Source organism: Paenibacillus sp. sptzw28 (genome assembly GCF_019550795.1).
Classification (GTDB): Bacteria; Bacillota; Bacilli; order Paenibacillales; family Paenibacillaceae; genus Paenibacillus_Z.
In genome coordinates, this window is sequence record NZ_CP080545.1 from 3,160,416 (window position 1) to 3,185,400 (window position 24,985).

The following is a 24,985-nucleotide window of genomic DNA, read 5'->3' on the forward strand; positions in this document are numbered from 1 at the left end:
TCTGTGTATTTGTCGTTTGATTAACTTTTACTTTACGATGAAATCATGTCCTTCTGCGCATCCATCCTTGCGATTCTGAGCATCTTATTGACTATGCATACAGCAGTATATTTGACGGTATTCCAAACTTTACGGATTGAATGTATGGATGGGTATTGAAAGGGTTAATAAGGATAGAAGGAAGTTATTCCGATCATTCATTAAACTTAGACGGAGGTAGGCGGTAATGACAGCAAGCAATCAAAGCGGGCAATCGCCCTGGCAGCTCTATTACGGTCCTAATCTTGGGTACATACAGGAAATGTATGATATGTATTTAGACAACCCTGAAGACGTGGATCCCTCCTATCGGGAGTTGTTCGCCCAGTGGGGGCCGCCACCCTCGATTTCGGCTGCAAGTCCGGCGAAGCCTTTGCCGCAGCAAAGAGAATTATCCGGGGAGAGAAGCATCCAGGCGGGAGACCCCGCGTTTCTCAAAAAGGTCGTCGATGCCGGAAAGCTGGTCCGAAATATTCGAACCTACGGGCATTTGGCCGCCCATAATGATCCGCTCGGGCTGGGTACCGCACCGGATACCAGCCTGCTTGAACCCGAGAGGTTCCATCTTACCCGGGACGAGCTGGCGGCAATTCCCGCTTCTCTCATATGGGAGGACGCGCCCGAAACGGTACGAAACGGGTGGGAAGCGATAACTCGGCTGAAGGAAACCTATACGCAATCATTCGGCTTCGAATTCGGCCACATTCATGAAGAGGATGAGCGTATATGGCTGAACCGGCAGGCAGAATCCGGAATGGCCGGGAAACCGCTCGGTGCCAAGGAAAGAACCGCGCTGCTGCACAGACTTATAGAGGTCGAGCAATTCGAAAACTTCCTGCAGCGGTCGTTTGTCGGACAAAAACGGTTTTCGATAGAAGGAACCGATATGCTCGTTCCGATGCTGGATGAAATCGTGCGGGAGCTTGCCCATGACGGCGCTACTCAAATATTGATGGGAATGGCTCACCGCGGAAGACTGAGCGTTCTTGCTCATGTACTGGGCAAACCGTATAGCAAGATATTCTCGGAGTTTCACCTTGCGCCCAATAAGGATCTTATACCATCGGAAGGATCGATCGGCATCAACATCGGCTGGACCGGGGATGTCAAATATCACCTTGGCGCACACCGTTCGGTGAAGGCGGGAGAGACGATAGAAACCCGCTTGACCTTGGCGAACAATCCGAGCCACCTCGAGTTCGTAAATCCGGTTGTCGAAGGATTCACCCGCGCCGCGCAGGACGACAGGACGTCGCCCGGCTACCCGAAGCCGGATTTCGGAGCCGCAGCTGCGGTGCTTATGCATGGCGACGCCGCTTTCGCCGGGGAAGGAATTGTTGCTGAGACGCTGAATTTCAAGAAGCTGAAGGGCTACGAGAGCGGGGGAACGATCCACATTATTGTTAACAACCGGATCGGCTTTACTACGGAAAGCAGCGATTCCCGTTCCACGCATTATGCAAGCGATCTTGCAAAGGGCTATGAAATACCGATTGTCCATGTGAGCGCGGACGATCCGGAGGCATGTATTGCCGCTGTTCGCATGGCTTGTGAATACAGGCACCGTTTCCGCAAGGATTTTCTCATCGATTTGATCGGTTACCGACGTTATGGCCATAACGAGACGGACGATGCCGCAACGACGCAGCCGCTTTTGTACCAGAAGCTCCAGAACCACCCGCGAGTAACGGAAATCTATTCCGAGAGCCTCAAGGGAAAGGGTCTGATTACGGAAGAACAGATCGAGAAGATCAAACAAGAGGGAATGCAGCGGCTGCAAGCAGCCCTCGGAGAAGTGAAGGAGAACGAGAAGAAGGACCGCCCGTTCCGAACCGATGAGGCGGGCAGCAAGCGGCGGCCTACCCAGAACAAAACAGCTGTCCCGCTGGACAGATTGAAATCCATCAATGCCGGTTTATTGAAGTGGCCAGAAGGGTTTAAGGTGTACAACAAGCTGGAGCGTATATTGATGCGTCGTGCCGATGCTCTGGACGAGGGCGGTAAAGTGGATTGGGGGCTTGCGGAAACGCTGGCATTCGCTTCGATATTGGCCGACGGCAAACCGATCCGACTAAGCGGACAGGACACGGAAAGAGCGACCTTCGCGCACCGGAATCTTGTCCTGCACGACAGCAGCACCGGAGAAACATGGTGTCCCCTTCATACGCTGCCGGAGGCGCGCGCGTCGTTCGCGATCTATAACAGCCCGCTTTCTGAAGCGTCTGTGGTCGGATTCGACTATGGCTATAATGTATTCTCTCCGGAAACACTCGTCATCTGGGAAGCGCAGTACGGGGATTTCGCCAATGCGGCGCAGGTCATTATCGACCAATTTATTACAGCCGGCAGGGTGAAATGGTCGCAAAAATCCAGTCTCGTCATGCTCCTGCCCCACGGCTACGAGGGGCAAGGACCGGAGCATTCAAGCGCACGACTGGAGAGGTTCCTCCAGCTCGCGGCAGAAGACAACTGGACGATCGCGAGTCTAACATCCGCGGCGCAATATTTCCATCTGCTGCGCATGCAGGCGGCGATAACGGACACAGAGGAAGCAAGGCCGCTCATTATAATGTCGCCCAAGAGTCTGATTCGGAACCCGAATGTCGCGTCAGCGCCGAGAGAATTAAGCGAAGGGGCTTTCCAGCCCGTATTGGAGCAGCAGGGATTGGGAGAGGAACCTGCCCAGGTAGAGCGGCTGATCTTCTGCAGCGGTAAAATCGCGGTCGAACTGGAAGCTGCCCTGCAGCCGGACAATCCGGAGAAAAGCGAACCGAATGACCGTAGCTGGCTTCATATTGCCCGCATTGAACAATTGTATCCGTTCCCCAAAGCCGATGTCGAACGGGTTATCGGACGCTATCCGAATGTGAAGGAAATCATGTGGGTCCAGGAAGAGCCGCAAAATATGGGAGCTTGGAATTATGTCGAGCCGCGTATTAGGGCCCGGACACCAGGTGGTGCGGCCGTACGTTATGTCGGCCGGCCCAAACGGTCCAGCCCTGCGAGCGGCTTCCAGTACATCCACAATACCGAGCAGCAGCGGATTATTTCAGTCGCTTTGAACCGGAGCACGCTAACGACGAATGTTAAGGGGGAGAACGGCAATGAGTGATGTTAAAGTGCCTGAAATGGGCGAATCTATTGTAGAAGGCACAATCGCGAAGTGGCATGTGAAGGAAGGGGATTCCGTAAATCAGGGTGCGGTTCTGGCCGAACTGGAAACGGATAAGGTTAATATAGAAATCAGCGCAGAGGAAAGCGGGATAGTCGAGCAAATCACACGTCAAGAGGGCGAAACCGTAGGCGTGGGGGAAACGATAGCCCGAATCGGCACTGCCAAGGCAGCTGCTGCCGAACAGAACGGCAAGACGGGCTCGGCCGGAGAGAGCAAAGAAGACGCCGGTGCGTCATCCGAACGTCAACTGGGCGCCCAAGCTCCAGCTTCACCGCAGCAGTCCGCTGCATCACAAGCACAGCCGAAGAAAGACGACGCGTCAGGCGATTCCGAGGTCTCTGCCGCCTCGTATAACGCAACTCCCGGAGCGAGGAAGCTCGCCAGGGAAAGGGGAATCGATCTCTCCAAGGTCCAATCCCAGGATCCGATCGGAAGAATCCGGCAGGAGGATGTCGAAGCCTATAAGGCCAAACCCGCGGCAGGTGAAACTCCTGCACGCCCGGCCGGAAGCGCAGCCTCGGAACGCCGTCCTAACGAAGGGGGCGGTACCGATGTGAAACAGAGCGCGGCAGGCGCTGATCCGGCCAAACCGGCAGAGCGACGCAAGATGTCCCGCCGCCGCATCACGATCGCGGCCAGGTTAGTGGAGGCGCAGCGGACAGCCGCTATGCTTACAACGTTTAACGAAGTGGATATGACGGCTATACTCGATATCCGCAAGAGGCGCAAGCAGGCATTTCAAGAGAAGCATGGCATCGGGCTTGGATTCATGTCGTTCTTCACCAAAGCCGTCGTAGGTGCGCTTAAGGAATTCCCGCTTCTTAATGCGGAAATTCAGGGTGATGAGATATTAGTGAAGCAGTATTACGATATCGGAATCGCCGTATCCGCCAAGGAAGGGCTCGTTGTCCCTGTAGTACGGAACGCCGACCGCCTGACCTTCTCAGAAATCGAGAAGCAAATTTCCGGTCTGGCGGAGAAAGCGCGCTCCAATTCATTGGCACTGTCCGATCTGCAGGGCGGCACGTTTACCATTACAAACGGCGGTGTGTTCGGTTCCTTGTTATCTACGCCGATTCTTAATGCGCCGCAGGTCGGTATTCTCGGCATGCATAAGATCCAGCTCAGACCGGTGGCCATAGATGCGGATAGAATGGAGAACCGGCATATGATGTATGTAGCTCTCTCTTACGACCATCGTATAGTGGACGGTGCGGAGGCCGTACGGTTCCTCGTAACCCTCAAGCAGCTGCTGGAGGACCCGGAATCCCTGCTGCTCGAAGGGTAAATAGCCGAGTGATTGATTGAGATAGGTCCATAGTCCGACGAACTGGCGTGACACAAATGTGACGCCAATTTGTCATGTTGCTATTCGGTAATGTTATTCATAAAATATAAATACCGGAACAAACGCACGAACAACCGGATATGCGAGAGAAACGTAGGGAATCGACATGAATGTACGTAAAATAAGGTTACATGATACGGAAAATATCCACTCCAGCGAGGACCGGGATGAATACGAGAAGGACTATGCCCGTTTGATTCAATCCCCCGCCTTTCGCAGGCTGCAGGGGAAATCGCAAGTGTTCGGCGCAGGCTCGGGCGACTATTACCGAACCCGGTTGACTCATTCTCTTGAAGTGTCCCAAATTGCCCGAGAGGTTGCCAGGCGTCTGGGCAAGAATTATCCGTTCCTTGCGAAGAAGGAGCATCCTGGCTTGACGATGGACCCTGAAGTGGTCGAATGCGCATCACTCGCACACGATTTGGGACATCCGCCGTTCGGCCACAAGGGAGAAGAGGTGCTCAACCGGCTTCTTACGGATGAATTTGGCCTCTCCTATGAGGGCAACGCGCAGAACTTCCGCATATTAATGTTTCTGGAGAAACGGGCAGGCAGCGACAGCGGGCTGGATCTTACCGCAGCCGTTCTTCTGGCGATCAATAAATATCCATTCTGCATCGATGAGCCTGGTCGTCTTAAGGGCGTCTATAAGATGGAGTGGGAGGGAATCAATTTTCTGCGGCAAACTTGGCAGATGCCGGAAGGCTGCGCAACGCTCGAGGCACAGTTAATGGATTTATGCGATGATATCGCTTATTCCACTCACGACATCGAGGATGGCATTCGGGCGGGTAAAATCCAGATGAACCGCGATTTGTTCGAGGATGACCGCCTGATCGAACACGTGGTGCAAGAAATAGTTAACGATCCGAACCATTCGAAAGTAGACTGGGAACATGTCGATATGAATGACATGGTGAAGCAGGTACTGAGCCAGTATGTGCAGCAGTGGGAAGACATATATGTGGAATGCGGCCGGGAGCCTTCGAGGACCAGACGCGAGATGAAAGCAAGGTGGGTCCGGAAATTCGCGAGCGAGGTTGGTATCATCGACGACCCAGCCACAGGCTGGAAGCGTGTCACTTTTACCCGGGAAGGCCGGCAGGATCTGGAGCTTCTGCGCACAATGGAAATTCTCAAGAAACTTGCCTGGGTTACGTTGATCAAGGATTTTCGTGTACAGCGTCTGCACAAGCGAAGCGAGATTATGATTAAGCGGCTCTGGGACAGCTTCAAAAGGGTAGACACAGGAAGATTGATTATTCCGCCGGATTGGCTGGAAAGCTATGAGCAACACAAGGGGAAATGGTCTTGGGAGCGGATGGCGGCGGACTATATCTCCGGAATGACTGACGCATACGCCGAGAAAGTCTATGCCGAATTTTTCGCCAGCCGTTCAGGCTCCATCTATGAGATGGATTAAAGCTGCGGCAAGAGCCGTGTACCTAACATGCCAGCACCGTTCGAAAGTTGAACGGTCTTGTTTGTTGTGAATATAAACGGGTAAGCAACCGGCAGAACTTTCAGTTCTTGTACGCTGGAACTGTTTCTGTTTCAGGGCAACCTGGAGATGTACGGTATTATGAGGAAATATTTAACGTTATGAGAGAATCTTAATCGCCTGTACACCCTGTTATCCTGTAAACTGTGCGAAAGATAAGTTGAGGGGTGATTACGGCAATGGAAATGAAACGTTGTTTGTTTTGCGACAAAATTGTTCCGCTTCAGCCGCAAGGCGACTATGACCGGTATGTAGGCTGCTCATGCGCGCCGGGCGGGTTTTATAGTCTGAAAAGAGACAGCTACGATCTATATCATGAACTGTCGTATCAGGAGAAACGACAGTGGTTTCCTATCCTCTCCGGATATATCAGAGAGACGACCGATTGCAATGAAACGGTCCTGTTATCGTTCGCAGATTTGGAATCGGTGATCAATTCCCCGCGCATACCCGGTACGATGGATGAGAAGGCCGGCAGGCTTCTTCTTTACTTGCATCGGAACTCAAGTGCGCCGGGGGATCCGGTCATCATACACCGGCTTTCGGAGAGCTGCAATCTTACGTATTCTCCCAACCTGCAGGAGCTTGTATATATTATCGAGAAGCTAAAGGACGAACTGTTGATCGAACGGATCGGAACAACTTTTAAATTGACTGAATCTGGATGGCGCGAAGCTGCAGCACGTGCAGGAGGAAAGAGATTGAAGCCCTGCCTCGTTTATCTTCCAAACGAGGAGCAGCTGCGCGAGGAGTGGAAAGAGAATGTACTGCCGAAGCTGGAACAGTGCGGTTATTTGCCACGAATGTCCGATGATTTGCAAGCGGAGAGCAGCGGTGAAGATACGGTTCGTCTCATCTCCGAGTGCAAGCTGATATTGGCAGATATCGCAAGCGGCGAACCCGAGATTTACTTTGCTGCGGGATTTGCGCTGGGCATGCAGATCCCGGTCATCCTGACCGTCAATCGGCTCAACGCGGATAATTTGAGAGTGCGAATAAAGCAAATACAACCTTATGTATGGGAGAAGACGGAAGATGTAGCCGCGATGATGCAGCGGCGGTTAAACGTGTAACATCCATACCGGAGCACAAGAAAAAGCCCGAGAATTCGGGCTTTTTGACATTTTAAGAGTGTGGCTGGGAGTCATTCCGAAGATGCTTATTTAATTAATGATATTAATTAAATTTCTCGTATTGGAAAATTAATCACATTAACTAGTTAATTAACGTGATTAAATTAAAAAGCGGACAGTTGTTTAATATGACCCTTGATATTGTGCATCTTCGTATTCGAATTCCAGGCCTGGCATAAGGGAGACGTCCATATCGTATGCACTTTCGGCCGATTTTACCATTGGGGTCGCCGAGAAAAACAGTTCATTGTACACAAAGCACTTCTTAAACTTGTGAAGTACGCTGCACTCATAGCGGTTTGACTTAAATAAGTTTAAATAGCTAGTTTCGTCCCGTATGTGCTCGCCGTCATCATACCAGTTCATAAAACGGTTGCTGAATTGCGTGTTTTCTCTCAGATAAGGCTCCATTACAATGATTTTTCCATCCGGTTTCAATACTCGCTCGAACTCCAGCAGATAATTCCTTATTAGCTCGTCAGGAATATGGTGCAGAACGGCAATTACAAAAATATAATCAAACGAATCGTCGTTTGACGGGATACGCTGCTCATCAAATATGACAAAATTATGATCGGGATAAAGATGTTTAGCCAGATTTACCCTCTCTTTATCGGGCTCAATACCTATATAATGGCCGGGAGTGCATATGGAACAATTAGCACCGGTTCCCGATCCGAAATCGAGTATGATTTTATTATCCAATTCAAAGTGATTCTTGATGTGCTCATGGATGTATTTTCTCGTCAGCCATTGCGGACGCACAAACCAGTGATATAAGCGGGGGGAAAGAGGCATAACGTTTGTTGTCACCACCGTTTCATAGTTAACGGAAGTAATATAACTCGTTATTAGATCAAGCATTCATGTAAATTATGGAATTCGTTGGTTCTAGTGCTATAGTCGACTTGACACCCCTTGGCTTTTAACACTACAATGAGTAGTGTAAATTGTTGTTGAGCTTGTTTTAAATTTTAAAGGAGGAATAGTTTATGGAAAAAAATGTGCAAATCGGTGGTTTGATCATTCGGTTCGTTCTTGGCGTCATTTTCTTCATGCATGGGCTTCAGAAGTTTCAGGGTGGGATCGGCAATACGGCAGGCTTCTTCCAAAGCATGGGCATTCCAGGGTTCTTGGCATACGCAGTCGGAACGATCGAGCTCGTCGGGGGTATTCTTATCATTCTCGGCCTTGGTACACGCGTAATCGCTGCGTTATTCGCGCTTATTATGCTGGTCGCAATCTTAAAGGTAAAGTTGAAGGCAGGTTTTGTCGGAGGTTATGAGTATGAAATTGCGCTGTTGTCGATGTCACTGTTCTTTACGGCTGCCGGTCATCCGTATTTCTCACTGGATAACTTATTGAACCGCAGAAAGCAAGGGGCTACAGTGAAATTGCAGGGCTGAGCTAGCAATCGCCGAATAAGATGCGGAATTATCAGGTTTAATAAGAAACCGACCGGATTAAGAGCTGTCCCTGAGGCTTTTAGTGATTTCTGTCAGGACAAACTCGGCGTACCGGTTTCAGGATTGGGTAACATAATAATTATTATGTTACCCAATCCTGTGTTCTCTGAACGGCTTACAATCCATGCATCGTTTTATTAAGAATTTTCGTTATTTTTTCGACGGAGTCGCCGCATAAGACTCCGACAGACGCCTCTTATTAAATTTGCGTAATATTACGCCATGAGTTGGCGAGAATAATAAAGCAAGAAGAAAGAATATACCGGCGACACTGATCATACACCCTGCGATAGAAGCATCCAATGCATGTGCCGTATAGTAGCCGATTACGGAGCTGCAGAAGCCGATAGTTACACTATAAATCATCATACGACTCAATTTCTCTGTAAGCAGATATGCCGTTGCCGGAGGCACGACCAGCATTCCCACCACCAGAATCGCTCCTACACTTTCGAAGGAAGCAACAGTGCTGACGGAAACGAGCCCCATAAGCAGGTAGTGAAAGAATGCAACCGGGATACCGACAGCCGCGGCCATGGCCGGATCGAACGAGCAAATTTTAAACTGCTTATAGAATGCGGTAATGACGCCAATACTTAACAGAAACGCAAGGCCGACTCCCCAAACCGCCTTAGGTCCGATATCTATTCCGGCAAGTTGAATCGTATTCCACGGAACATAGGCAATCTCGCCATAAAGAACACAGTCGAGATCCAGGTCAATATCCCTCGTAAATATACTGATCAGAACGATACCGATTGCGAATAGAGCGGTAAACACAACACCAATTGAGGCATCGGACTGTACGCCGCTTTGATGAAACAATTGGATAAGAAACACGGTAATCAGTCCCAGTGCGGCGGCTCCCAGCAGCATGAACAAGGAATCTCTTGATCCGCTGATGAGGAAGGCGATTACGATACCCGGAAGGACGGAATGACTGATCGCATCCCCGACCATCGCCATCCTCCTAAGGACGAGAAAACAGCCGACAAGGCCGCAGGTGCCTGCAACCAGCGCTCCCGTTAATATAATCCAGAAGGTACTCATAACGCTTCGTCCCTCCGTTCTATTTGAAGGACTGCCTGCTCGCGCCTCATGCTGCTCCGTACAGATGCGCGAAGCAGCAGTTTCGACAGAACACCACGCCTAGGCGCGGCGATGACTGATATAACGAAGAGGGAGGTGGACGCAAGCACGGTTAACGGTCCCGTTGGCAAATTATTGCCGTTTGCGCTGATGAAGGTGCCGGCCAACCCGCTGAATGCGCCGAACAAGCCTGATAGCACAACCATAACCCCAAGCTTCTCGGTCCAGTAGCGTGCCGATACAGCGGGGGTGATCAACAGGGCTGACATAAGCACAACACCAACGGCCTGTATGCCGACAACGACTGCGATGACTATCAGAAACATGATCAGCTGATCCAGGAAAGCAACCGGATATCCCAATCCACGGGCAAACCCGGGATCGAAGCTGAGCAGCTTGAATTCCTTGAAGAGTAGGGAGCATACGCCGATTAAGAGGACGGAGATCCCAGTCATAATGATTACGTCTGACAGCATCATGGACGCGGCCTGACCGAACAGAAACTTATCCAGTCCGCTTTGATTGCCGTCGCCGCTGTGCTGGATTTGCGTAAGCAATACGATCCCGAAGCCGAAGAATACGGAAAGAACGATTGCCAAAGCCGAGTCCTGCTTGATTCTTGTGTTACGCGTAATATATCCGATCCCGAAGGTGGCGACGATACCTGCGGCGGCGGCCCCGATCAGAAACAACAGAATGGATTTGGAGCCGCTGAGCATGAAGGCGATGCATATTCCGGGCAGCGCCGCGTGCGATAATGCGTCGCCCATTAAGGATTGTTTCCGCAAATAAGCAAAGCTTCCGATGACGCCGCTGCTTAAACCAAGCAGCATGCAGCCGAATAATATCCACTGTGTGTTAGGATCCTGGAACACTTTCAACCATTCAAACATGCCCTACACCTGCCTTGTTATTTCATGATCAGAGCCGATTGGCTGCTGTTATCCAGTATCGTTAACCGGCCCCCGTAGGTTTGCTGAAGTTTGTCAGTCGTAAAGGTCTCCTCAGCAGGACCAAAATCGATGATTCGCTCATTGAGGAGCATTACCCAATCGAAATATTCTTTAACGGTAGCGAGGTCGTGATGGACGACCAGCACCGTTTTTCCTTGTGTCTTCAACTCGTTAAGCAGCGAAATGATCGCTTTCTCCGTTGCCGCGTCAACACCGACAAACGGTTCATCCATAAAATAAAGGTTGGCATCCTGCGCCAATGCTCTGGCAAGGAATATCCGCTGCTGCTGCCCGCCGGAAAGCTGGCTGATCTGTCTGTCGGCATATTCGGTCATCCCGACTTTTGCGAGACACTCCATTGCGAATCTTCTTTCGCTGCTTCCCGGGCGTCTGAACCAGCCAAGGTGTCCGTATCGCCCCATCATGACAACATCAAGCGCGTTCGTAGGAAAATCCCAGTCTACCGATTCCCGCTGGGGGACATAACCGACCAGCTTCCGCTGCTGCGAATAGGGCTTGCCATATATCGACACGTCGCCGGACAGACGGGGGATAAGCCCTAATGCTGCCTTGATTAATGTGGATTTACCGGCTCCGTTGGGACCGACGATTCCGATGAGCTTTCCCTCGGGAGCTTCAAAGCTGACATCTCGGAGTACCGGTTTTTTCTGATAAGCGACCGACAGGTTGCGGATCGATAAAGGGCTTGCCTGCATGCCTCATTCCTCCTGACCGATAATTGCTACTTCAAAGCGCCGACGATGATTTCAACGTTATGACGCACCATTCCGATATAAGTTCCTTCCGGCGTTCCTTCTTCGCCCATAGCGTCGGAGAATAATTCGCCGCCGATATTCATTTCATGTCCTTTTGCTTTGGCGCCCTGAATGACGGCGTCAATTGCCTTGCGGGGAACACTGGATTCAATAAATACAGCCTTGATTTTGTTTTCAACCAGATAATCCCGCAAATCAGTCACGTCCTTCGTACCGGCTTCCGAAGCTGTGCTAATCCCTTGAAGTCCCATAACTTTAATGCCATAGGCGTCTCCGAAATATCCGAATGCATCATGTGCGGTGACGAGCACGCGGCTCGCTTCCGGAATGGATTTGATTTTCTCCGCTACCTCATCGTGCAGCAGCCTTAACTGCTTCAAATAGTTTTCAGCGTTGTTGCGGTAGTCATCGGCATTCTCCGGATCCTTCTCCACAAGAGTGTCCCGCACCGATTCGGTCGCCGTCATCCAATGCCTTACATCGAACCAGATATGAGGGTCGTACTCGGTTTCCATTTCCGCACCGGACCGCAGCGTGGAGCGGTCAATTTTATCCGATACGGCAATTACGGTTTTCTTCTTCGCCATATTCTCGAATATTTCAACCATTTTCCCTTCCAAGTGCAGACCGTTATAGAAGATGATTTCGGCGTTGTCGAGCTTCTCGATATCGCCTTGCGACGCTTTATACAGATGAGGGTCGACGCCGGCTTTCATAAGTCCCGTTACTTCTACGTGCTCGCCGCCAACTTGTTTGACCATATCGGCGATCATGCCGATCGTCGTCGTTATTTTTATTTTGCCGTCCGAATCTGACGGAGTCGGTTCACTGCTGCCGCAGGCCGAGATAAAAGCTGCAAACCCGATGAAGGTGAATGCGAGAAACATTCTGTTTACGTAGGCTTTGAGTCTTACCGTTTGATTTGCTTGCATGTCATAATCTCCCCTTCTGGACAATCGGTTAAATGGTCACTCTATCAATCAATTTCAAAGTAAGGGTAACGGAACCTCTTTCCTGAGAACAATTATTTTTCTCCAGGGAAACATTTTAAGTAAAAAAATAAACACCTTATTGCCCGCTACCTATATTATTATCCTACCTCAAAATAATTGCCTGTACAACAAAAACTTTCCCGCGGGAAAGTTTTTGTTGGGTTTATTCATTCAGGAAGACAGTCCCGCAGCGGCATTTACCGCAAGTAAGCAGCCATAAGACAGTCCGCGGCACAGAATGTTTGATATTGAAGCATAAAAGGTATATAGAACTATCAATACAGAGTGAGGTGAAAATATTGAAACCGTCGAAGAAAAATAAGAAAAAGATTGTACAGCAGGGCAATCGTGATCACCCGGAGCAATATCCGACCGATAACGAGAGCTTATTCGATCGCTTCGAATCCGAGCGTACCGTCGATCCTATACCGGTAGAAGACCTCAATATTGAGCAAGAGGAAGAGAAACAAAAAGAGTCGACCAAACACAGCTCCTCCAGCGAACGAAAATATCGAAGAGGCGTTTAATGACATTAACAAATTTTTCACTTACGGCTGCTTTTCTTTATCCTCCACGAGTTTTACCAACATGTCTTCGATCCGTTTGAGCTGACGCTGCATCTCGATATTTTCTTCTTCCGCTTTATAGTTGATGGCAAAGTCGATCATCGCCTCATGCTTGTCGCGGGCCTCCTGACGATTTTGGCTCATCAGAATGACAGGCGCTTGAAATGCGGCGATAAAAGACAAGCAAAGATTCAGAAGAATAAAAGGAGGGGGGTCGAACTTCAATTTGCCGCTCAGGGTATTCCACAGCATCCATACTAATAGGAACAGCCCGAATATGACGATAAACGACCAGCTTCCGCCAAAAGATGCTATCTTATCAGCAAGCCTGTCGCTCCATCTGGTCTTTTTATCTTGCTCCTGACTTAACCTGGATTTCACGGCGCCTTTATAATCGCTCACTAATTCAGTGATTCGAAGTAAATGTTCTTCCTCCAGTTCATTCGCTTGCTCGGCCTCTTTAGCTTCTTCCTCCAAACATTCAAGCAATGAGGTTTCGTGGTTCTCTTGGTTCATGGGTAAATTCCTCCTTAAGTTAAAGATGGCCGCCCCTAAGACCATATACCCCCTTGGCAAAAGAAATAACCTGTCACGTTATGTCAGTCTGCAATACTTTATTTGAATGGTTACCGTGTAATGGGCCGAGAACAACTATACCGACAAAAATAAACATATTTTTCCATAAAGGGGGATTATGTACCTGATATTTGCCGCTGCATCAAATTTTTTTGCTGAATAGACATTTTTCTACAAGGTATTGGGACTAAAGAATGATTAACATAATATGGATATTCTGACATACTGGAGAAATAAAGAAATACTGAGACCGCTTTAAACTCGCAGTGTCTTCTTACAAATTATAATGTCGAAAGGAAGGAGTCGTTTATGAAAATGCTCAGGCGCAGGTTCACTTTCTTTGTTGTAACGGTAATTGTGCTGCTGGCCGGAATCATACCTTCGTATGCGTATGGAGAACCACTTGACGAGTGGCATATCCGAAATCCGCTGCCCACGGCTAATGACTTGGAGGAGGTTACATACGGCAACGGCCAGTACGTCGCAGTTGGAGAGAGCGGCACGATATTGCTCTCCAGCGACGGTGTGAATTGGTCAGTTCAGGATTCGGGTATTCAAAGCGATCTGAACGGCATCGGTTATTTTAACGGAACTTATGTCGCGGTAGGCAGAGAAGGCGCTATTGTGACCTCGAATGATGGCGCAAGCTGGACAATCCGGCCTTCAGGCACTGTGAAAGCGCTTCATGACATTGCCTTTGGAAACGGGATTTTTGTAACTGTGGGATGGGATGGAACTATTCTAACGTCGGCTGATGGTGTCAGTTGGCAGAGCCAAGCGTCCGGAACCGAGAATTTTATCGCAGGGATCAGTTTCGATAACGGGACATTCGTGGCAGTGGGTAACAGCGGAATGATCCTGACCTCCTCTGATGGGTCAGCCTGGCAGAAGCGTTCCTACGATACACTGGAAATGCTGCATGAACTTAGCTACCACAACGGCGGTTATATGGCAGTGGGAGGACTTGGCACGATTCTTACCTCCGCAGACGCTTCAAGCTGGAACAGCCAAAGTATTTGGGGGGTCAGCACTTTCTTTGACGCCGCGGCCGGCAGCGGCACGTATGTGGCAGTCGGAGTCGAAAGGGACGGGCTAGGCGGTGCGATCCGTACCTCCAATGACGGTGTGAACTGGCAAGACTCCACTCCTGCAGGTGTCAATTGGCTTAACGGTTTAACATATGGTAGCGACATTTATGTCGCCGTCGGAAATTCGGGTACGATATTGACCTCCAGCGACGGCATGGACTGGACCAACCGCACGCAGCGTATTTCGGACAGCAGAAACCGGCTTTCCGGTATCACTTACGGCGGAGGAATATATGCGGCGGTCGGGCTGAACGGGGATATACTGACCTCAAGTGACGGAATGGTCTGGACAAGCAGGAAACCGGGCGCCTCAAGAGGGCTTACCGATATTGCTTACGCCAATGGGACCTATGTAGCGGTAGGCATGATGGGTACGATCTTGACCTCCGGTGACGGGGTAAACTGGACGAGCCGCTCGTCCGGAACTTCAAATTATCTTAGAGGCGTTATTTATGGAAACGGAAGCTTTGTGGCAGTCGGAGACTATGGAACGATTCTGACCTCAACTGACGGTGCCGGTTGGACGGTCCGTACATCCGGAACTGCGAATCAACTGGAAGATATCTCTTTTGGTGGCGGTACTTATGCTGCTGTGGGAGGCGGGGGCGCCATTCTTACTTCAAATGATGGCGTGAGTTGGACTTCGCAATCCTCAGGGACAACGGATACTCTTATGGGAGCAGCTTTCGGCGACGGCATTTATGTGGCCACCGGATTGAACGGTACTATTCTGACCTCAAGCAACGGGACAAGCTGGACAAAGCAATCATCCGGAACATCAGTATACCTATGTGGCGCCGCGTACGGCAACGGGGTGTATGTCGTGACAGGCTCGCTTGGTACGATACTTACCTCCAGTGACGGCACGAACTGGACAACCCGGGCTTCCGGCGTTTCCAAATCGCTGACAGGAATAACTTTCGGCGGTAGCTCGTTCGTCGCGGTTGGCGAGAGTGAAACGGTAGTGCAATCGGAACCGATACAAAACGGCACTGTGCAGCTCACCGGTCTGACGCTCCCTGGAGCCACACTCAGTCCTTCCTTCGCCCCTGATACGATGAACTATGAAACGCACGTTGACAATAGCATCACCTCTATAAAGGTAATGCCGACCGTATCGGATTCCTCTGCAGCCGTTCAGGTAAGGGTAAACGGCGGTGACTATGTGTCCGTAGCCAGCGGCAGCGCGAGTGCCGCCCTAAGTCTGAACGTCGGGGTGAATACGGTTGATGTCCAGGTTCCAGTTACCGGCCTGCAGGCGAGGACTGCCGGCAATAATACGCATACGATAATGGTAATTCGTGACGCAGCACCAGCCAAGCTGGAGTTTAAGGCGTCAACCTATAATGTGGTGGAGGAAACGGGGAGGATCGATGTAAAGGTAGTCCGTTCCGGCAATACCGGAAACGAGGCTTCCGTTCAGTACGAATCCTCTGCTGGGACAGCGGCTGCGGTTAAAGATTTTACACCTGTATCGGGCGTACTGAAATTCGCGCCCGGAGAGACGGTAAAAACGATTCGGTTATCAATCCCTGATGATACCCTTATTGAATATAAGGAAACTTTCTCCGTCCGGCTCTCGAACCCGTCCCCAGGTGCAAGCCTCGGCGCGCAGGCTTCGACAGAAGTATATATTTTCGACCAAGACCATTTAAGGTAGAAGCCGAATTTGAACCCCACATATTAAGCCGCCAAGCTGCGGCTTTTTTATTTTTACCCTATTAATTCTGTCTCTCGATTCAAAAAGTTCCGACGGGCTGGATCCCGACAATATTTGGCGAAGCTTGTGGGGCCGATCATTACGTGGTAGTTGAAGAGGAAGCCAAAAAAGATGGTCGATACACCGGCCATCTTTTTATTTTCCAACTCATGCTCAAAAACTCTTGCGATATCCAATTACATATGATCGGCATCGGGTTCAAACCCGTTCCAGATAATCGTCTGCTCCACCGGGAAGCGTGAGGAAGGCCGGGCAGGGATTGCAGCCTTGCCAATGGCTACGAGCAGGACCGGAACATAACGCGGCGGGACATTGAACGCTTTGACGAAGGCATCGGCGTCGAAGCCGACCATAGGGCTTGAGTCGAGACCTTTCGCTTTCGCGGCGAGCATAAGCTGCATGGCGGCAAGTGATGCGTTGCGAATCGCTTCGTCGCGCCGATAGGTGGGAGATGCGTTCGCGTAAGAATCTTCGATTTGAGCGACCATGGCCGGATAGGAGGAATAGCCCGCATAAGCATCTTCAAGTCCCGTCTGGATGGCGGGTCTGTACACTGCTTCGGTATTGCGATTGGCCTGCAGGTCCCCGAGTATGGCGACGGTAACGGAAGCGCCCACGACTTGCTTTTGACCGTGCGCGATTGGAAGCAGCTTTGCCTTGGCTGCCGCATCGGTAATGGCGACGAACTTCCAATGCTGAAGATTCCAAGACGACGGCGCGCTGCCCGCTATTTCAAGGAGTTCCTTAATTTCTTGTTCTCTGAGTTTGTGCGATGCATCAAAATGTCTGACGGAATGACGTTCACGGAATATGGTCAAAAATTCGGTTTTCGCAGCGGATAACATTTCTTAATCGACTCCTTTGAATGAATAATCTGCACTGAATCTGGATATTAATACCAGTCATATTTTCCTACGGCTTGGATAGATCGTTCGCGAACCGGATCCGTTAATTGAAATGATATGCCGATCTTCGGCTTGAAACAATAGCATTTTTCCCAAAGTGTATCAATACAGTTAACCGGTATAATATAATGGCTGAGTGAGCAGGGGGAGCGGAATGAAAAAATATTTGGATATTCTTATCGATATGGAGCAAAAAATCCATGAAGGTCAGCTCGCTTCGGGCCAGAAGCTTCCTTCCGTCCGAAATGCCGCGAAGCTGTATGGCTGCAGTGTCAACACGATTACACGGGCATATGCGGAATTGGAAAAACGCCACGCCATTTACTCGATTGCTCAAAGCGGCTATTATATAGTGGAAAAGTCGGGGAACCGGCTCGGCGTCACGGAGAGCAGGACGATCGATTTCGCCTCTGCGTCGCCGGATCCAAGCGTATTTCCGTATTTGGATTTCCAGCACTGCTTGAACAAAGCTTTAGACACTTACAAATACGATCTGTTCACCTGCGGTGATTCAAAAGGGCTGGAGACGCTTCGTCATACGCTCGTTTCCCATTTGGCTGGAGATCAAGTATTTACCAAAGCGGAGCGGATCGTCGTAACGTCGGGTGCGCAGCCGGCACTCGAAATATTGGCGAAAATGCCGTTTCCAAATGGGAAATCGGTCATCCTGGTCGAACAGCCTAGCTACGATAATTACTTACGGTTTTTAGAAATGGAGGGTATTCCGGTCTCCGGTATCGCCCGTACGATGGCTGGCATTGATTTGCGGGAGCTCGAGGAGAAATTCAGACTTGGCGGCATCAAGTTCTTCTACACCATGTCGAGGCACCACTGTCCGCTCGGTACATCTTATAGCGCGGATGTGAGGAAAACGATCGCCCGTTTGGCCAGCAAATATGACGTATACGTCGTGGAGGACGATTACATGGCCGATTTGGGCGAAGAACCGGGCTCAGACCCTATTTACGCCTATAACGGTACGTCGCACGTCGTTTATTTGAAGAGCTTCTCGAAAATCATTTTCCCGGGACTAAGGGTCGGCGCCGCCGTCTTGCCGGAAAAGCTGCTCCAGACATTCCACGAATACAAAAGATACGCGGACACCTCGCAGCTGTCCCAGGCGGCGCTCGAAGTATATATCAAAAACGGCATGTACGAACGGCACAAACGCAAAATACGCAGCCAATATACTGCGCGGCTTCAAACACTGAACGAGGCCGTACAGCGATATAACGATGAAGTAATACTCGAAATATCGGAAGTCCGCACCGGCGTTTACGTGCAGTTCAAGCTGCCGCAAACGGTCAATCTTGAACGCCTAATAGAGCGGCTTGCGGCAAAGGATATTATTGTCGTCTCCGGCAAGCGGTTTTATTTATCGAATTATTTGAAACGGGAGAAGTTTCTGAGGATCAGCATCTCACGGGCGCAGCCGGAGCAAATCGAGGAGGGGATTAGGGAGATCATCGAGGAAGCGAGGCGGGAAGTGAAGTCCCCATCTTAATGGCGGAATACACCACCGGTTCCCGGAAGCAAGGTTGTTGAGTAAACAAAGGCAAGAAAAGGAAAATGGTGAGACACCATAGAATTAACAAGTATGGACTGGAGACCGAGATATCATTTCAAAGGAATCCGTAGTGCTTGGATCCCTGGTTGTCTAGTCGAGAGTTGCCGGAGCAGGAAGGAATTACCCGAAGAACTGTTGAAAGAAGCTGCGAATAAGGAGCCTTACGAAAATGCCTAAGAAAATCGCCCCGAGCTTTTATTTTATAGGCAACCACTCTGTTTTGGATTTTATCAACACGAAGATTGCCGTGGGCGGAAAACCCGTCGATTTATTGGCGGATTTTTCGGATCTATTGGAGTGGTTGGTGAAAGCTCGCTTTATTATAGAAGTGGAAGCGAACGAATACAGTCGGACATGGGGAAGCGGTAAAGAAGGGGAAGCTGTCGTGACGACGGCTAGAGCTTTGCGAAGCGCGTTGTTGTCTCTGGTTGAACAAAGGAACGCGGGCCGCGATGTTTCGGAGCATCTGGAGCAAATCAACGGATTGCTCAGGGATCGGGTAATTACAACGAAGCTCGTTCAGATGGAGAATGGATTCGCTGAAAAAAGAGAAGTGAAGGTCCGGAAACCTACCGACCTTCTTGCCCCGATCGCTGAGGCGGCCATTGAGTTTTTCAGTCATTGCGAGATGCAGCTCGTCAAAAAATGCGAAAATCCGGATTGCGTCCTTCTGTTTTACGATCAGAGCAAAAACGCCACCAGGCGTTGGTGCAGCCAAAAGACATGCGGCAACCGAATGAAAGTTGCGGCTTTCCTGGAAAGGCGCAAAAATCAATAAACAAGTTTAGCCGAGCCTTAGAATCGCTTCTAAGGCTCTTTTTTTATTTGTTTTTATTAATACCCTATAATAGTATTTGCAGGTTAAATAAATTTGTGTATAATACTCATATGACCTGTATGGAGGTTAAAAAAGGTGGTGATAAAAGTGAGCGGCGTGTATCATGCAGGCGAATTGACTGTGCAAAAACTGGCGGGGGCGGAAATCGTTGCGCAGCAAAACGGAACAGGCATAAAACCTGTGATTTTAAAAGGGGCAATGGCGTTCCTTCGAACGCAATCGCTAATCTTAGCGTCTTCCGTCGACGGGTATGGTAGAGTGTGGAGTTCTTTTCTAACGGGCGAGCCGGGTTTTATCAATGTTACGTCCGAGAATACGTTAAGGATAATATCCATACCAGTCGCAAGCGATCCTCTGGTCGGAAATATCGCATCAAACCCGGAGATCGGCTTATTGGCGATCGACTTCAACAGAAGAATCCGAATGAGAATCAACGGGCAAGGCCATTTTGACGAAGACCGACGGTTATCGGTAACAACGGAGCAAGTATATGGAAACTGTCCGAAGTACATACAGAAACGATCGTTGCAACCGAGCGGCGGCCTCCATAGAACTCTGAAATCCGTAGAGCAAAGCTTTCACTTAAATTCGAAGCAGCAAGAATGGATTCGAAAAAGCGACACGTTCTTCATTGGCAGCGCCAGCTTGGAAGGGAAAGCGGATGTCTCTCACCGAGGGGGGAATCCCGGATTTGTAAAGGTTGCCGATGCAAACACGCTGCTTTTCCCCGATTACTTCGGAAACTCCATGTTCAATACCCTCGGAAATATTTATAGCAATCCCAGCTCTAGTCTATTGTTTATTGATTTTGATAGCGGTAACTCCCTTCAACTTACCGGACGATCGACAATCATTTGGGACGAGAACGAAATATCCAGCTTTGCGGGGGCGGAACGGTTGGTTCAGTTTGTTATCGATGAAGTCATTTATACGGAATACAGATCTTCGCTTAGCTGGGATATATTCGAGTATTCCCCGGCCAATCCAACATTGTAAATTAACGACCAAATTATAGGAGGATGAAGTACATGCCAACAGCGAATAAATATGTGATTATTATCCAAGCGAATCAACAGGATGTAGGTAAAGCGGTTCATGGTTTGTTATATGGTCAGGAACTGCATGACGAGGGTTATGAAGTAGAGGTTCTCTTCGACGGTGCCGGTACGGAATGGCCGAGTGAGCTTAGCAAGGCAGACCATCCGTTCAACTCGTTGTACAAACAAGTCATGAAATCGGGGATTATTAAAGGCGGATGCCAAGCGTGCTCCGGATTCCACGATATTGAAGATGAAATCCAGAAAGCAGGGGTATCGTTGGTGGGGATTGAGAAAACCGGCGGACATATTCCGTTTGCTCAATATATCAAAGACGGATTTTTACCGATCATTCTTTAATAATATGTTCGTCCTTTATAACGAAATCACGGGAAATAGCGGGCTGCCTTAGCGGTCCGCTATTTCTCTATCTCGCTGCGCTAAGACTGCTAGGAACCATGTATAATGTAGAGAAGAACATTAAGCATCCACCTGCCGGTAAGTTCAACGAGATGTTAGAGGGGAGTATTTCATTGACTCTACAACAATTAAAGTACGTAATTGAGGTCGCGGTCCGGGGCTCCATTAATGAAGCTGCCAAGCGATTGTTTATTTCTCAGCCAAGTCTTTCAAATGCGATTAAGGATCTGGAAGAAGAAATGCAGTTTGAGATTTTTGAAAGATCCAATAAAGGGATCTCACTTTCCAAGGAAGGTGTTGAATTCTTAAGCTATGCCAGGCAGGTAGTCGAGCAGGCGGAATTGTTGGAAAGCCGATACCTGAATGCTAAGCCTTCCCCGCAGCATTTTTCGGTATCTACTCAGCATTATGCTTTCGCGGTGAATGCATTTGTTACTCTGGTTCGGGAGTATGGCCAGGATGAATATGAGTTAACTTTACGAGAGACCAAAACCTATGAAATTATCGAAGATGTCAAAGGTTTACGCAGTGAAATAGGGATCTTATATCTTAATGAGTTTAACAGGAAAGTCATCGACAAGCTGCTCAAAACCGCAGGTTTGCAATTCAACAGCTTATTCACGGCAAAGCCGCATATTTTCATCAGTATTAAAAACCCGCTGGCCAAGCAATCCATCGTGACGATTGACCAGCTTCAGAACTACCCGTATCTGTCCTTTGATCAAGGGGAGTATAATTCTTTTCATTTTTCAGAAGAGATTCTTAGCACGATGTCACATAAGAAGAGCATTCGTGTGAATGACCGTGCGACGCTTTTCAATTTATTGATTGGACTTAATGGATATACCATATCGACAGGGGTGCTAAGCGCCGATTTGAACGGTAATGAAATTATTCCCGTACCTTTGGATTGTGAGGAAACGATCAATGTCGGTTGGATTTCTCATAAAAATGCTTCGCTTTCCAAGCTCGGAGCGGCCTATATAGAAGCGCTGGTGGAGGCAATCTCCCGATAAATGTTTTGATATAGCAAAAAGCTATAACTAGCTATAGTTTATTTCAGTTACACTATATCTGCGAAACCGTGATATCTTTCTTGTAACAATGTGTAGAGGAGCTTACAAGATGATAAAAAGCAGTGTTTTGGGATATCCGCGTATTGGTGAAGATAGAGAATGGAAGAGAGCACTTGAAGCGTTCTGGTCCGGCAAGCTCGAAGAATCGGAATTTCATCGTGAGCTGCAGGAGATTCGATTGAATCATTTGCGCAAGCAGCAGGAGAAGGGAGTCGACTTGATCCCGGTTAATGATTTCAGCTATTATGATCATGTTCTTGATACAGCGACAATGTTCGGAATTATTCCAAAACGCTTTTCTTATGAGGGCGGCGTCGTACCATTGTCTGTTTATTACGGTATAGCCCGTGGTACGAAGGATGCTGCAGCAAGCGAAATGACCAAGTGGTTCAATACGAACTATCACTATATCGTACCAGAGCTGGAAGGAGTATCGCCGGCGCTTACCGAGAATAAACCCCTGCTAGCGTACCGGGAAGCGAAGGAGAAGCTCGGGATCGAGGGTAAGCCGGTTATCGTCGGGCCTTTGACCTTCCTGAAGCTATCAAAAGGATACAGTAAATCGGAGACAGACTCGTGGCTCGGGAAATTGCTGCCGCTTTATGTACAGCTGCTGCAGGAGCTTGAGGCAGAAGGTGTTCAATGGGTACAAATAGACGAGCCGATTCTCGTAACGAAGTTAAGCGCAGATGATGTGCAGCATTTGAAGTCAATCTATGAGACGTTTGCAGCAGCAGTACCGAACCTTAATATCATGCTGCAAACCTATTTTGAGTCGGTTGCTTACTACAAAGAAATTGTCTCACTGCCTGTAACAGGTATAGGGCTTGACTTCGTACATGGCTTCTCTGGTAATATCTCGTCAATTAAAGAGGTTGGTTTTCCATCGGACAAGATTCTGGGTGCAGGGATCATTGACGGACGTGGTATATGGAAGGCTTCATTGCGCGAGAAACTGAAAGTAATAGAAGCGCTCTCCGAATTCGTTACAAACGACCGGCTAATTGTGCAGTCGTCATGCAGCTTGCTGCATGTTCCGGTCACTGTAAGAAATGAGACGAAGCTCTTAAGTGAATTGAGGAATGCCCTTGCATTTGCCGATGAGAAGCTGGGCGAACTTGTCCTTCTGGCAAAAGCAGTCTCTTCGGGCGGAACTGGAGTTACAGCTGAGCTAGAAGAATGCGACCGTGTTCTACAGGCGCTCGAGCATTCAAGCGAGCGGAATCGTAAAGAAATTCAGCATGCCGTCGCGGACATCAGTGGACAGCAGCCAAAACGCAGTGTTCCTTTTTCGGAGCGTCATCTTGCTCAACAGAAAAGATGGCAATTGCCGATTTTTCCAACGACGACGATTGGCAGCTTTCCACAATCAGCAGAGGTGCGCAAAGCGCGTCAATTGTGGCGCAAGGGTGATTGGGACAATGAGCAGTATGCGGATTTCATCCGGGAACAAATCGACATCTGGATTAAACTGCAGGAAGAAATCGGGCTGGATGTTCTCGTACATGGGGAATTTGAAAGAACTGACATGGTCGAGTTCTTTGGTGAGAAGCTGGCGGGCTTCGCTTTCACACAGTTCGGCTGGGTGCAGTCTTATGGTTCTCGCTGCGTAAAACCGCCAATTATCTTCGGAGATGTGGCGTTTGAAGAGGCGATGACTGTCGAGGAAACGAAATATGCCCAATCGAAGACTGAACGTCCCGTTAAAGGCATGCTGACCGGCCCAATTACAATAATGAACTGGTCATTCGTCCGCGAGGATATCTCGCGCGAACAAATTGCCTATCAACTGGCATATGCGCTAAGACAAGAGGTAGAGGCGCTAGAGGAGGCGGGCATTGGCATGATACAGGTAGATGAGCCCGCTGTTCGCGAGGGACTTCCGCTTAAGGAAGAAGATCAAGCGAATTACCTGGCTTGGGCTGTGAAAGCGTTCCGCATGACCACATGTACGGTTCGGGATACGACTCAAATTCACACGCATATGTGTTATTGTGAGTTCCATGACATGATTGATTCGATCGAAGAAATGGATGCGGATGTGATTTCGATTGAGACATCGCGCAGTCATGGCGAGCTGATTCATAGCTTTGAGCTGAACACATACAAACTAGGCATTGGATTAGGTGTATACGACATACACAGTCCACGTATTCCGCGTGTAGAGGAAATGACCAGTATGATCGAACGCGCTTTGCGAGTGCTTGATCCGAAACTATTCTGGATCAATCCGGATTGCGGACTTAAAACGCGCGGATATCAGGAAACGGTAGAATCCTTGCGCAACATGGTCGAAGCCACGCAGATTGCGCGCGCAAAGCATTCCTTAAAGGTTTAAGTGATCGATAAAGTAAAGATCTATAAAAGATAACTAAGCCGCGGCGCCGCGGCTTTTTTCAGTTATTCATCATGACAATTTCACAAAACCCGTATTTTGTACAAATGTATAAAAACCGATTTAATCCCTTTCGGCCATTGGTTTTTTATATATTGTTACACATTATATGATGATCAAAATAATAAGTACTAAAGTCCGACAAAACAACCCCCAATCAAATCATTTGATTGGAGGTTGTTTTGTGTGAATCTTGCTATAATTTTGTTTCGTCTCGACGTTGTGGTCTGCGTAATTGAGCTCCCTCATTCTCCACGCCGCCCCTGGAGGTTTTCACTCCCATGTCTCAACGGGTCTACGCCCTTTCATTCCTTCGTTACACCTG

Annotated in this window: 20 protein-coding genes; 13 read left to right on the forward strand and 7 right to left on the reverse strand. The window is 49.1% G+C overall.

The features are described from left to right. The first annotated feature begins 226 nt into the window (after positions 1-226). The 4 genes from KZ483_RS14135 (at position 227) to KZ483_RS14150 (ending at position 7,136) form a co-directional block, all read left to right on the forward strand. Positions 227-3,151, forward strand: a complete 2,925-nt coding sequence (locus KZ483_RS14135; RefSeq protein WP_220347950.1) for a 2-oxoglutarate dehydrogenase E1 component — start codon at positions 227-229, stop codon at positions 3,149-3,151. Continuing rightward, positions 3,144-4,502 (forward strand): 2-oxoglutarate dehydrogenase complex dihydrolipoyllysine-residue succinyltransferase, encoded by a 1,359-nt coding sequence (gene odhB, locus KZ483_RS14140; protein WP_220347951.1) that lies wholly within the window; start codon positions 3,144-3,146, stop codon positions 4,500-4,502. The genes KZ483_RS14135 and odhB overlap by 8 nt, the downstream gene beginning before the upstream one ends. 166 nt (positions 4,503-4,668) lie before the next feature. After that, positions 4,669-5,985 (forward strand): deoxyguanosinetriphosphate triphosphohydrolase family protein, encoded by a 1,317-nt coding sequence (locus KZ483_RS14145; RefSeq protein ID WP_220347952.1) that lies wholly within the window; start codon positions 4,669-4,671, stop codon positions 5,983-5,985. A 257-nt stretch (positions 5,986-6,242) separates the two neighbouring features. Beyond that, entirely contained in the window at positions 6,243-7,136 is an 894-nt protein-coding gene (locus tag KZ483_RS14150) for a hypothetical protein (RefSeq protein WP_220347953.1), read from the forward strand. A 183-nt stretch (positions 7,137-7,319) separates the two neighbouring features. Here KZ483_RS14150 and KZ483_RS14155 read toward each other — a convergent pair whose 3' ends face one another. After that, positions 7,320-8,060, reverse strand: coding sequence for a class I SAM-dependent methyltransferase (locus tag KZ483_RS14155; protein WP_220347954.1), 741 nt, complete (start codon positions 8,058-8,060; stop codon positions 7,320-7,322). A gap of 128 nt (positions 8,061-8,188) precedes the next feature. On the opposite strand from KZ483_RS14155, the gene KZ483_RS14160 reads away from it, so the two are divergent. Next, positions 8,189-8,602 carry a DoxX family protein gene (locus KZ483_RS14160; protein WP_220347955.1) on the forward strand — a complete coding sequence of 138 codons (414 nt, stop codon included), beginning with the start codon at positions 8,189-8,191 and terminating at the stop codon, positions 8,600-8,602. 210 nt (positions 8,603-8,812) lie between these two features. Here the strand turns inward: KZ483_RS14160 and KZ483_RS14165 are convergent, their stop codons facing one another. The 4 genes from KZ483_RS14165 to KZ483_RS14180 are packed head-to-tail and all read right to left on the reverse strand — an operon-like array spanning position 8,813 to position 12,367. Continuing rightward, entirely contained in the window at positions 8,813-9,712 is a 900-nt protein-coding gene (locus KZ483_RS14165; RefSeq protein WP_220347957.1) for a metal ABC transporter permease, read from the reverse strand. Continuing rightward, the gene (locus tag KZ483_RS14170; protein WP_220347958.1) at positions 9,709-10,644 is read right to left on the reverse strand and encodes a metal ABC transporter permease; all 936 of its coding nucleotides are present in this window, start codon (positions 10,642-10,644) and stop codon (positions 9,709-9,711) included. Before KZ483_RS14170 ends, KZ483_RS14165 begins: the two co-directional genes overlap by 4 nt. Positions 10,645-10,661: 17 nt before the next feature. Next, complete coding sequence (locus KZ483_RS14175; protein ID WP_220347960.1) at positions 10,662-11,420, reverse strand: metal ABC transporter ATP-binding protein; 759 nt, start codon at positions 11,418-11,420, stop codon at positions 10,662-10,664. Between the two features lie 26 nt (positions 11,421-11,446). Beyond that, a complete protein-coding gene (locus KZ483_RS14180; RefSeq protein WP_397376200.1) occupies positions 11,447-12,367 on the reverse strand; it encodes a metal ABC transporter solute-binding protein, Zn/Mn family in 921 nt (306 codons plus the stop codon). A gap of 404 nt (positions 12,368-12,771) precedes the next feature. On the opposite strand from KZ483_RS14180, the gene KZ483_RS14185 reads away from it, so the two are divergent. Then, complete coding sequence (locus tag KZ483_RS14185) at positions 12,772-12,999, forward strand: hypothetical protein (RefSeq protein ID WP_220347964.1); 228 nt, start codon at positions 12,772-12,774, stop codon at positions 12,997-12,999. Positions 13,000-13,020: 21 nt separating this feature from the next. Here KZ483_RS14185 and KZ483_RS14190 read toward each other — a convergent pair whose 3' ends face one another. Next, entirely contained in the window at positions 13,021-13,554 is a 534-nt protein-coding gene (locus KZ483_RS14190) for a DUF1003 domain-containing protein (RefSeq protein ID WP_220347966.1), read from the reverse strand. A gap of 369 nt (positions 13,555-13,923) precedes the next feature. Between KZ483_RS14190 and KZ483_RS14195 the strand changes: the two genes are divergently transcribed. Continuing rightward, entirely contained in the window at positions 13,924-16,362 is a 2,439-nt protein-coding gene (locus tag KZ483_RS14195) for a Calx-beta domain-containing protein (RefSeq protein ID WP_220347968.1), read from the forward strand. 236 nt (positions 16,363-16,598) lie between these two features. On the opposite strand, the gene KZ483_RS14200 is transcribed toward KZ483_RS14195, so the two are convergent. After that, a complete protein-coding gene (locus KZ483_RS14200) occupies positions 16,599-17,267 on the reverse strand; it encodes a nitroreductase family protein (protein ID WP_220347970.1) in 669 nt (222 codons plus the stop codon). A 214-nt stretch (positions 17,268-17,481) separates the two neighbouring features. Here KZ483_RS14200 and KZ483_RS14205 point away from each other — a divergent pair, with 214 nt between their 5' ends. The 6 genes from KZ483_RS14205 to metE all read left to right on the forward strand — a co-directional run bounded on the left by KZ483_RS14205 (position 17,482) and on the right by metE (position 24,603). Next, entirely contained in the window at positions 17,482-18,831 is a 1,350-nt protein-coding gene (locus KZ483_RS14205) for an aminotransferase-like domain-containing protein (protein ID WP_220347971.1), read from the forward strand. A gap of 232 nt (positions 18,832-19,063) precedes the next feature. After that, positions 19,064-19,672, forward strand: a complete 609-nt coding sequence (locus KZ483_RS14210; protein ID WP_220347972.1) for a CGNR zinc finger domain-containing protein — start codon at positions 19,064-19,066, stop codon at positions 19,670-19,672. A 135-nt stretch (positions 19,673-19,807) separates the two neighbouring features. Next, entirely contained in the window at positions 19,808-20,728 is a 921-nt protein-coding gene (locus tag KZ483_RS14215; protein ID WP_258881240.1) for a pyridoxamine 5'-phosphate oxidase family protein, read from the forward strand. A 32-nt stretch (positions 20,729-20,760) separates the two neighbouring features. After that, positions 20,761-21,129: a hypothetical protein gene (locus tag KZ483_RS14220; protein WP_220347973.1), complete on the forward strand. Its 369-nt coding sequence runs from the start codon at positions 20,761-20,763 to the stop codon at positions 21,127-21,129. Between the two features lie 173 nt (positions 21,130-21,302). After that, positions 21,303-22,205, forward strand: a complete 903-nt coding sequence (locus KZ483_RS14225) for a LysR family transcriptional regulator (RefSeq protein WP_220347974.1) — start codon at positions 21,303-21,305, stop codon at positions 22,203-22,205. 109 nt (positions 22,206-22,314) lie between these two features. Next, entirely contained in the window at positions 22,315-24,603 is a 2,289-nt protein-coding gene (metE, locus tag KZ483_RS14230) for a 5-methyltetrahydropteroyltriglutamate--homocysteine S-methyltransferase (RefSeq protein ID WP_220347975.1), read from the forward strand. Positions 24,604-24,985: the final 382 nt, after the last annotated feature.

Coding starts and splice junctions, on each gene's coding strand:
- KZ483_RS14220 (WP_220347973.1), top strand. CDS start 20,761: ATGCCAACAGCGAATAAATATGTGATTATTATCCAAGCGAATCAACAG.
- KZ483_RS14195 (WP_220347968.1), top strand. CDS start 13,924: ATGAAAATGCTCAGGCGCAGGTTCACTTTCTTTGTTGTAACGGTAATT.
- KZ483_RS14145 (WP_220347952.1), top strand. CDS start 4,669: ATGAATGTACGTAAAATAAGGTTACATGATACGGAAAATATCCACTCC.
- metE (WP_220347975.1), top strand. CDS start 22,315: ATGATAAAAAGCAGTGTTTTGGGATATCCGCGTATTGGTGAAGATAGA.
- KZ483_RS14165 (WP_220347957.1), bottom strand. CDS start 9,712: ATGAGTACCTTCTGGATTATATTAACGGGAGCGCTGGTTGCAGGCACC.
- odhB (WP_220347951.1), top strand. CDS start 3,144: ATGAGTGATGTTAAAGTGCCTGAAATGGGCGAATCTATTGTAGAAGGC.
- KZ483_RS14210 (WP_220347972.1), top strand. CDS start 19,064: ATGCCTAAGAAAATCGCCCCGAGCTTTTATTTTATAGGCAACCACTCT.
- KZ483_RS14160 (WP_220347955.1), top strand. CDS start 8,189: ATGGAAAAAAATGTGCAAATCGGTGGTTTGATCATTCGGTTCGTTCTT.
- KZ483_RS14150 (WP_220347953.1), top strand. CDS start 6,243: ATGGAAATGAAACGTTGTTTGTTTTGCGACAAAATTGTTCCGCTTCAG.
- KZ483_RS14175 (WP_220347960.1), bottom strand. CDS start 11,420: ATGCAGGCAAGCCCTTTATCGATCCGCAACCTGTCGGTCGCTTATCAG.
- KZ483_RS14155 (WP_220347954.1), bottom strand. CDS start 8,060: ATGCTTGATCTAATAACGAGTTATATTACTTCCGTTAACTATGAAACG.
- KZ483_RS14170 (WP_220347958.1), bottom strand. CDS start 10,644: ATGTTTGAATGGTTGAAAGTGTTCCAGGATCCTAACACACAGTGGATA.
- KZ483_RS14180 (WP_397376200.1), bottom strand. CDS start 12,367: ATGTTTCTCGCATTCACCTTCATCGGGTTTGCAGCTTTTATCTCGGCC.
- KZ483_RS14200 (WP_220347970.1), bottom strand. CDS start 17,267: ATGTTATCCGCTGCGAAAACCGAATTTTTGACCATATTCCGTGAACGT.
- KZ483_RS14135 (WP_220347950.1), top strand. CDS start 227: ATGACAGCAAGCAATCAAAGCGGGCAATCGCCCTGGCAGCTCTATTAC.
- KZ483_RS14205 (WP_220347971.1), top strand. CDS start 17,482: ATGAAAAAATATTTGGATATTCTTATCGATATGGAGCAAAAAATCCAT.
- KZ483_RS14190 (WP_220347966.1), bottom strand. CDS start 13,554: ATGAACCAAGAGAACCACGAAACCTCATTGCTTGAATGTTTGGAGGAA.